Here is an 8,039-nt window from a genome sequence, read left to right as displayed (position 1 = left end):
AAGACACCTCGAACTTGTTTATTTGTTTTTAGTATAAACTCTCTGTTCGGTGTGTCTATCATTTAGACTAGCATCAGTGGAGCTTTACTACTTGTAGCGGAGAACATGGATTGGTTAATCCCTCTAGCTGGTTCGCTTTACTTAGGGATGAAAGCTTTGCAGATTGTTGAAGCTGTAGCGAAAGGTCTAACCGCAGTATTTGATGCAGGTACGGCTGTGGCTAGAGGGTTCGCGCTACTGTTTACCGCTACAGGTAGACAAACAATAGCTCAGACTGCTCTCAATGCAACTACTTGGTTATTTCCTGGAGTTTGGATTGCGGCAGCTATTATGGCTGTAGTCGCAGCAGGAGTCTTAATGTGGAAGAACTGGGATGAGATATCTGCATGGGGTAAAAAAGTTTGGAAAGATGTTTCTAAAGCTTGGGACAATATGTCCTACGATGTAAAGCGTTCTTACAATAGCATGATGAGAGATGCTAAAGAGTGGTGGGCTGATACATCTCAAAAGTGGGAGGATACAAAAAACACTGTTAAGTCTAAGTCTCTTGAGATGTACAATGCAGCAGTTAGCAAATATGAATCCATGAAGTCTGACACTAAGGCGTATCTATCAGGAATGGTTAATGATGCTCAAACTGAGTTTAATAGCATGGTAGATTCTGCTTGGTCAGGAGCTTCTGCTATGTGGGACGCTGGTGTAGCTAATGCTAAGAGTTTCGCTACTGGAGCTAAAAACAACCTTAGTGGTTTATCAGGTATCGCTTGGGACGGCATGAAGGGCATGTTCGATGGGTTCTGGAGTTGGTCAGGGACTCTTTGGGATTCTGGTAAAGGATTGCTAAACAGCTTTACTAACGGTATTATCAGTGGGTTTAACGGAGCTATTGATGCAGTCTACAATGGTATGAAATCCATCCGTCAGTACTTACCGTTCTCTCCTGCCAAGGAAGGGCCATTAAGTGACCTAGACAAATCAGGTGAAGCGTTCTTCCCTACATGGTACAACGCAGCAATGACTCAAGTAGGATCTATGCAGAAAGCTATCGGAAGTGCCTTCTCAGGTGTTGCTAACGAGGCAGATGTTGCTCTAGCAGGAACAGGCTTAGAAGCCTTCACAGGTGGTTCTACAACTATTACAGTTCGCCATGAAGTGTCTGGTGAGGTGGGAGTAGATGGATCCGGATTAGAAGGACTACAGAATACCATCCAACAAGTTGTAATTGGTGGGCCTAGTATAGGTACAACTGGTTTTGGATTCGACAAGCAAGTAATCAGAAGAAACTAATTGGTGGCCCTCTTAGGAATAGGAGGGCTCCCCATGTAGTTTAGACTACAGTATCAACAGCAGAATTCAATAAGAATCCTATTATAGATTAACCTGTATAGCGTAATCGTAGCACTTAATATTTTATAAACACGAGGAGGGAGTTATATGACTAACTATGTGAGTGTTGAAACTGCAGTGTATTACTACGAAGTGGACGAGAAGCATGTTTATACTAACTTTATGATTGTTAAGGAATCTCCGGAGGTGGCTAGAACCGTTTTGGAACCCTTCTATAGAGATACTATGCAGGAAACAGTTGATAAGCACACCTCAGGGGGCAAAGTACTTGGTGTAATTGTTAAGGAGATTAGTGAACTGGAATACAAAAGAGAAGCTTTTAAGCCTCACAACAAAATAAAAGAGATGAATAGAAAGAGAGGAAACTAATATGAACAAGTATATTAAAGTAGCTGTTACTTATAAGTTTAAACCTGAGGGGGAAATGTACAAACAGGCACACTATAGAGAGGTAACACCTAAGGAAGATATCCATCAAGTTAAAAGTGATGTATTACACATGTTTAGGGATCTGTTTGATGAGTTAGTCTACCTCAAGGGGATTAATGTTACTGAGGTAAGTGTGCTGGAGTACCAAGCAGGTAGAGCTGAGGAAGATGCTGAATTGAGGTTCCTCCAGCAAATCACACTAGATGGTTGTGTCTTGTGAGGTAGCAATCCAAAGCTACCTCTTTAGTTTTACCTAGAAAGATAAGGCTAGGGTAGGTCTACGTATCCGATAGTAGATATTTATAGTAGAAATAATTTCATATAATCGGACTAGATGATATTACAGAGTTAGCACAAATGCATAAGTTATAATTTCAAGTGCCATAAGGGTAACCCTGAGGAGAAAAAGACTTCGGATTTTTAAGATTATATAAAATATTCATAGTTGCGAAAACTCTATTGTGGTAAAATATTCTATATGAAAATTAAAAAGGGGAAAGGCTTATGGATTTAATAAAAGTTACTCCAGAACGTTTGGAGCAATCTGCTAAGTTGGTGCAAGATATAAAACAAACTTTAGACAATATACACAAAGACCTTTATAACCAAACAGAATACATAGCGTCTCAGTGGACAGGTGCAACAAGTCAAAATTTCTATCAAATGTTTAATGAAGCTAAACCAAAGATTTTTGAAGTTAATAATCTATTGGATAAAATTTCAGAAGAACTCAAACATTCTGCTAAGAAATTCCGTGAAGCAGACCAAATGGATTATATGTTAGCAAAAGCAAAATCTCAAAAAGATGTAGAATATCTGAAAGGGAGTATAGAAAAAAAGAAGGAGATAGATTTGGATTAAAAGCTGAAGGAGCAATAATGGAAGCGAAAAATATGATTACAGATAAATCAAGTCTCACCTTTAAAGCGGGAAGTGCTTCAGCTGAGTTTAATTTACCTTATAGCTTGGATGCTATTAAAGAAGACTTTTTGAAAAAAGATATGATAGGAATAAAAATTGAGGGTGCAGTAGCGGAAGAGACTATTAAAGTTGATGCTCCTCAGAGATTTGGTGAGAGCCTTACTGTAACTAGTAAGCAAGGAACAGCATCTTATGGATTTGGAATTGAAGGGTTTGGGATTAAAAGTGAAACCTTAATAGCGCTGCAAACATACGAGGCAGAAATGACCAAAATTAAGATACCTGATTACATTCCAGTATTAGGCGATTACGATATAAGTGTTAAAGGGGAGATTGTAATAGGAGGATACGGTTATAGATTTCGTGCAGGTGAAGAATCAGGATTTACTGCAACAACACCTCAGGGGTATGGTGGAGGTTTTTCGTTTAAATTCGAGAAAGAAGAGTGATTATAGAATGCGAAAGTTTTCGAAAATAATGATATGCATTGGTGCATTAATAATGATTATACTAGGTATGATTGTACATGATACGTGGAAGGATAGAATCTATTTTTCTTTAGCAGTACTGTTTGTCACTGCACTTTCTTTATTATGGAATATAGTTGTTCAAAATCTTATGGAAAAAATCAATAAAAAAAAGGAGAATAAATAGATGAAACTTTTACCGATTGGAACAGTTGTGAAGCTAGAAGATATAGAGCAATTTGTGATGATTATTGGAAGAATGGTTACTTCAGCAGATAATCGTGATTTTGATTATATAGGTGTTCCTTATCCAGTGGGCTATCTAGGTGAGGAAAAAGTATTATGCTTTAATCACGATAAGATTGTGGAAGAAATGCATAGAGGGTATATGACTGAGAGTGAATTAGTTCTACGTGAGAAATTAGTAGAAATGTAAAAGAAGAGATTAATACAGAGTTAGCAGGAGCAGGGAGAAATCCTTGCTTTATTTATTTTGAAGAAAGATAGGAGGGAATCTAATGGAGTTTTCTCCTCTGAAAGGTGGCTATCTCGGAGGAGGTTGACTCGAAAGGGGTGGCTAGAAGGTTTGTGCTGGATAAACAGCAAGTTCATGAGCTATCTAATTGGTTTCAATAAGTGCATAAAATATAATTTCAATTACCGTAATGATCAACCCTGAGGAGGAAAGCAAAAGAGCTGACTCTAATAAGTCAGCTCGCTAGTTATTACTTGTTATCATTATGAATGTTAACCTATATAGCTTGAACCTGTGGAGTTAACAATCCTCCTCAGTTAATTCATCTAGATTAAAACTAAGAGTTTTAGAGATTTTTCCAGCTCGTAAGATAACTACATACGTAACACCTAGTTGGAATGTATCTACTTCGCACACTTTATTAGTAATACGAGTTAGTGAGTCTTGGAAGTTGGATACTAGAGTATCGATCTCTTCCATAACCATATCGAATTTAGTTGGTTGAATAGTGTTTGTTGTCATAATAATTTCTCCCTTTAGTTTTTGTTTATTTACACGAGATAGGTAATACTTACAGGTGTACAATCATGAGTGAAACGATGTAACCGGCTGCGTAAAGAAAGGTAATGCTGCCGCCAGCTACCAAGGTTGATTTAATCCAATCTTTAAGTTTCAACTTATTCGCCTCCTATGAGGTCGAACCTTTACAGCTATTCCTGCTCGTGATACCATAGGGAGGAAAGAGCCTTATAGGTTCGACTGAATTGCGTAGCCTTGTTCGGTATACTCGCCAAAGTATAACTACCGAGTAGGGCTATTTTGTTTTGTGTAGTTTTAGATTAATCGGTTAACTTCTTACCAGCATACATACGAGTTAGCATTTTATCGATCTTATTAGCTTTATCTACAGTGTTAATCTTGTTGAGTTGATTAAAAGCTGTATAAAATCTCTTAGCATCCTCGATGGATTCCAGCTCATAGAAGTCTTTGACTTTACCGTAAAACTTTTGTTGTTTACTTTCCAATAGTCTTGCTCACCCCATTTCATGAGTGGCTTAATTACATCTTAGTAAAAAGTTCTAGAACCGTCAACTGTTAATTTGTGTTTTTTGAAGTTTATTTTCGTGATTACGTCTAAAACAGGTAGAATATCATAATGAAATCCTATCGGACTCGTACAGCTTATTTGTGATCTATAGATGCAAATGCATGGTTTAGCTACTTAGAGTTCCTTACAAAGGAATTTGAGAGGTCGTTTCGCCTGAGGTGGCATCTCGGTAGGGAGATCAACGAGTATAAGACATTTAGAAAGTTGTATAAGCCCGAACAACTGGAACCCAATCAGTTACCACCCTTAGTGTGTAATCAAGAGTACACCTAATAGCACCAACTCAAGGGTTGATACTAAGGAGGGTAAAAAAACAGTTGTTAAGAATATTACTCAACAGTAATAATAGGGGGTCGCCAGCATTTTAGAAAAACCAGATTAAGAGTATACAAGGTTTTATACAGTTTTTCAGTTAATCCAGTAACAAACGAGAACTCCAAAACCCATGCTAGAATAGGAATGTATAAAAAGATAAATAGGGCTCTATAAAATAAAAAAAGGGGATTCCTTTTGAGAGTTCGGATTCTTCTTTTTTATTGCTACCGATAATAGGAACGTTATGTTATACATCAAAACTCCTCATCCAGCGTTTCCCCCTCATGGTATAATTAGAAAAAGGAGGAGGACTTCAAAATGATTTTAGAAGCGGTCATGTTTGCAAGTAAAAGACGGTATGGAGACGGAGTATGAATCGGTATTTAAGCAAGCATCCTCAATCATCTCTTCCATGCAAGGATACATAAATCATGAATTACAACGCTGTATAGAGCAGAAAGGGAAATATTTGCTCCTTGTGCAATGGGAAACTTTAGAAGACCACACGATAGGATTTCGTCAATCTGAACAATATCAAGAGTGGAAAGCATTATTGCATCACTTTTATGATCCATTTCCAACAGTCGAACACTTTGAGCGTGTAGAATTATCACGCAACTGAACTTGACCGTCTATTAATACTTGAAAAGTAACTTCCAATAACGAGAATTATGTAAATGAGCTGTCCAAACGGATGGCTTATTTTATTTTTTTCTAGCTTGATTTTCCCCGAAGTGCTAGCAATCCCCTAATAGTGTGTGCTCCTCCTCAGATTAATCTTGTAGGAAATTGAAAAGTTTATTCTTCAGTTTTCTTTGCTCAACAGACATCATCTTTGAGAGAACGCCAAACAGGTAACCTTTGAAATCTTTTCTAATCTTGTTCATCTTCAGGGCAAATACAGATTGTTTGAACGCTGAGATCGCCACTTCAGTTGTATCAACTAAGTCAGGTGCATACTTGTTTGCAGCCAATTTAACTTTACCCCAAATAGCATATATCTCCTTAGCTGTACCAAAGAAGGGGGATACTGCATTGATAAATTCCATAGGTACACATGAGTTAACCAAATAAGATGAATCTAAATCATCCACTTCAACAGGTGCGCTATTACGTATCTTTAATTCTTTAGAGCTTTTAGTTTTAGTTGTAATGGCTTCGTTCTCGTGAGATGGCTCGTCAAGTTGCTCAGGAGTAAGCTCGGTAGCTTCCTTACAAGATGCCAGCTCATGGTGACGCTCAAAAGGATTAATTACACAGATGAACGCTGAGTAGCCACCCTTAACAGGTTTAAATTGTTCAATACGAGTAATGATTCCTAGCTCGCTGAAACGTTTGAGGGCACGCTGAATAGTACGTTTAGAGTATCCTGTTAGATCAGCTAACGTGTTATTCTTGAGGTAGCTAACTCCAACGAATTTACATGAGTAGTTTGATAACTTTAGAAGTATCACTCGTTCGCTATCTTTTAAGTTATATTCCTTAAGAGTAAAATCAATAGTTTTGTCCATCTCGGCAACAGACTGAAAGCTTTCATATTTTCTTAACTTCTTCATATTCTTTTCCTCCTATATGAGAAGGAACACCTCTTGAGCTAGTACCAGTAAGCATGATACAATAGCAAACAAGAAAGCTCCTTCGAGTTTTCTTCCAAGAGAGAACCCTGTCAGGTCGCCAAACTAGAGCAGGGTTCTCTTTTTATTTGTCTTAAAAGTCAAACCTATTGAGTGGATTATACTTATCGTTTGATTCAGCTAACGAGTTACCGAAAGCATGTAGGTACATCTCAGTAGTTCTTATTTGGGAGTGATGCATAAGCTTACTCAAGGTGTATATATCCATGCCAGCTCTTAAACAGTTACTCGCATAGGTATGCCTAAACATGTGAGCTGTAGTTTTGAATCCCATACGCACAGACAACCTAGTGAACATTAACTTGCCAGCATTCACTGTGAGTGGGTTACCTCTGTGGTTATTAAACACGTGAGCAGGCAACTTAATGTAGTACTTCTCGCAGAATAATCTCCACTCGTACAACTCCCGAGCCACCTTATCCGTTAACGGAGTAGACAGGCTCTTACGATTCTTCCCAAAGATGGTGATAGTCTTATTGAGTAGATCCACGGAGTCCCACCTCATGGATACCAGCTCGCCTAGTCTTATGCCTGTACCAGCGAGGACGACTATCACGGTATGCCCTCTGTAGCTATACAATGTGTTTTCTCGAGAGCGCATCCTCCTGTAGTATCTAAGCATCTGCTTTATCTGTTCATCGGAGTACACCTTGATAATCTTGTCCGTCTTAGCAGGCTTAATTTTGTTAGTGGGATTGCTGCGGATCTCTATAATGTCCTCATCCTCTAAGTACCTAAAGAATGTCTTCAAGTGTTGGAGCTTACCATTACGGGTGACCACTGTGTTTCCTCTCTCCTTGGAACAGTAGAGGAGGTAGTTCTTTATAACTTGTGGAGTAATATCCTCGATGTTAATAATCTCCTTCTCAGCAACGAGCCAGCGAGAAAACTCATTGAGTGTATCCCCATAGCTCTGTATTGTCCTAGGAGCTAGTCCGCTGAGTTCTTTATCCTCTAGATAATCCTTTATCATAAATCTAAGTAGTGCCATTTAGTTTCCTCCTTGAGTACGCACAAAAAGACCACCTCCATAGGCTACTTGTGAGTAACCTAGAAAGTGGTCTCTTGTGAGAATATTGTTTCTGTCATAGACAACCATTCAGCCTTACCTTGTGAGGCTTGTCCTACCTCGGGGGGATTAACTCGCCTGTCCTACCATAGCGGATAATGAATTTTCAGCAGATGTAGAGGCGGATGCAATAATAGCGCCGTCTTTTTCAATATAGTATGTACGTCCTGTGTTTGTTTCGAGAGCTTGTCTTAATATTTGATGCTAGTCTAAATGATAGACACACCGAACAGAGAGTTTATACTAAAAACAAATAAACAAGTTCGAGGTGTCT

10 protein-coding genes and 2 pseudogenes are annotated in these 8,039 nt (G+C 38.5%); 7 read left to right on the top strand and 5 right to left on the bottom strand.

Annotation, left to right across the window (positions count from 1 at the left end; genetic code table 11):
- Positions 1 to 105: 105 nt before the first annotated feature.
- The 6 genes from JDS99_RS29095 (at position 106) to JDS99_RS29075 (ending at position 3,600) form a co-directional block, all read left to right on the top strand.
- Positions 106 to 1,287, top strand: coding sequence for a phage tail tape measure protein (locus JDS99_RS29095; protein ID WP_199696257.1), 1,182 nt, complete (start codon positions 106 to 108; stop codon positions 1,285 to 1,287).
- Positions 1,288 to 1,434: 147 nt separating this feature from the next.
- Positions 1,435 to 1,716 carry a hypothetical protein gene (locus tag JDS99_RS29090; RefSeq protein ID WP_242475789.1) on the top strand — a complete coding sequence of 94 codons (282 nt, stop codon included), beginning with the start codon at positions 1,435 to 1,437 and terminating at the stop codon, positions 1,714 to 1,716.
- 1 nt (position 1,717) lies between these two features.
- Entirely contained in the window at positions 1,718 to 1,996 is a 279-nt protein-coding gene (locus tag JDS99_RS29085; protein ID WP_097889451.1) for a hypothetical protein, read from the top strand.
- Between the two features lie 284 nt (positions 1,997 to 2,280).
- Positions 2,281 to 2,637, top strand: a complete 357-nt coding sequence (locus JDS99_RS32855) for a WXG100 family type VII secretion target (RefSeq protein ID WP_472926339.1) — start codon at positions 2,281 to 2,283, stop codon at positions 2,635 to 2,637.
- A 17-nt stretch (positions 2,638 to 2,654) separates the two neighbouring features.
- Positions 2,655 to 3,146, top strand: a complete 492-nt coding sequence (locus JDS99_RS32850; RefSeq protein WP_472926338.1) for a hypothetical protein — start codon at positions 2,655 to 2,657, stop codon at positions 3,144 to 3,146.
- Positions 3,147 to 3,351: 205 nt separating this feature from the next.
- Positions 3,352 to 3,600, top strand: coding sequence for a DUF4176 domain-containing protein (locus JDS99_RS29075; RefSeq protein WP_098230720.1), 249 nt, complete (start codon positions 3,352 to 3,354; stop codon positions 3,598 to 3,600).
- A 339-nt stretch (positions 3,601 to 3,939) separates the two neighbouring features.
- Here JDS99_RS29075 and JDS99_RS29070 read toward each other — a convergent pair whose 3' ends face one another.
- Both JDS99_RS29070 and JDS99_RS29065 read right to left on the bottom strand, forming a co-directional pair.
- Positions 3,940 to 4,161 carry a hypothetical protein gene (locus JDS99_RS29070; RefSeq protein WP_060630016.1) on the bottom strand — a complete coding sequence of 74 codons (222 nt, stop codon included), beginning with the start codon at positions 4,159 to 4,161 and terminating at the stop codon, positions 3,940 to 3,942.
- 317 nt (positions 4,162 to 4,478) lie between these two features.
- Positions 4,479 to 4,664: a hypothetical protein gene (locus JDS99_RS29065; protein ID WP_000444252.1), complete on the bottom strand. Its 186-nt coding sequence runs from the start codon at positions 4,662 to 4,664 to the stop codon at positions 4,479 to 4,481.
- 716 nt (positions 4,665 to 5,380) lie between these two features.
- Between JDS99_RS29065 and JDS99_RS29060 the strand changes: the two are divergent.
- Positions 5,381 to 5,684 (top strand): annotated as a pseudogene (locus JDS99_RS29060) (antibiotic biosynthesis monooxygenase family protein).
- 151 nt (positions 5,685 to 5,835) lie between these two features.
- Here JDS99_RS29060 and JDS99_RS29055 read toward each other — a convergent pair.
- The 3 genes and pseudogenes from JDS99_RS29055 to JDS99_RS32155 form a co-directional block, all read right to left on the bottom strand.
- Positions 5,836 to 6,618, bottom strand: coding sequence for a helix-turn-helix domain-containing protein (locus JDS99_RS29055; protein ID WP_199696256.1), 783 nt, complete (start codon positions 6,616 to 6,618; stop codon positions 5,836 to 5,838).
- 151 nt (positions 6,619 to 6,769) lie between these two features.
- Positions 6,770 to 7,687 (bottom strand): tyrosine-type recombinase/integrase, encoded by a 918-nt coding sequence (locus tag JDS99_RS29050; RefSeq protein ID WP_199696255.1) that lies wholly within the window; start codon positions 7,685 to 7,687, stop codon positions 6,770 to 6,772.
- Between the two features lie 147 nt (positions 7,688 to 7,834).
- Positions 7,835 to 7,966: pseudogene (locus JDS99_RS32155) on the bottom strand (GCN5 family acetyltransferase); the annotation flags it as partial.
- Positions 7,967 to 8,039 lie beyond the last annotated feature (73 nt).

The organism is Bacillus cereus group sp. N6 (assembly GCF_016483705.1).
Taxonomy (GTDB): Bacteria; Bacillota; Bacilli; order Bacillales; family Bacillaceae_G; genus Bacillus_A; species Bacillus_A wiedmannii.
The sequence above is the reverse complement of the archived record's forward strand: the minus strand, read 5'-3'. Positions and strand labels throughout refer to the sequence as shown.

Coding starts and splice junctions, on each gene's coding strand:
- JDS99_RS29095 (WP_199696257.1), top strand. CDS start 106: ATGGATTGGTTAATCCCTCTAGCTGGTTCGCTTTACTTAGGGATGAAA.
- JDS99_RS29090 (WP_242475789.1), top strand. CDS start 1,435: ATGACTAACTATGTGAGTGTTGAAACTGCAGTGTATTACTACGAAGTG.
- JDS99_RS29085 (WP_097889451.1), top strand. CDS start 1,718: ATGAACAAGTATATTAAAGTAGCTGTTACTTATAAGTTTAAACCTGAG.
- JDS99_RS32855 (WP_472926339.1), top strand. CDS start 2,281: ATGGATTTAATAAAAGTTACTCCAGAACGTTTGGAGCAATCTGCTAAG.
- JDS99_RS32850 (WP_472926338.1), top strand. CDS start 2,655: ATGGAAGCGAAAAATATGATTACAGATAAATCAAGTCTCACCTTTAAA.
- JDS99_RS29075 (WP_098230720.1), top strand. CDS start 3,352: ATGAAACTTTTACCGATTGGAACAGTTGTGAAGCTAGAAGATATAGAG.
- JDS99_RS29070 (WP_060630016.1), bottom strand. CDS start 4,161: ATGACAACAAACACTATTCAACCAACTAAATTCGATATGGTTATGGAA.
- JDS99_RS29055 (WP_199696256.1), bottom strand. CDS start 6,618: ATGAAGAAGTTAAGAAAATATGAAAGCTTTCAGTCTGTTGCCGAGATG.
- JDS99_RS29050 (WP_199696255.1), bottom strand. CDS start 7,687: ATGGCACTACTTAGATTTATGATAAAGGATTATCTAGAGGATAAAGAA.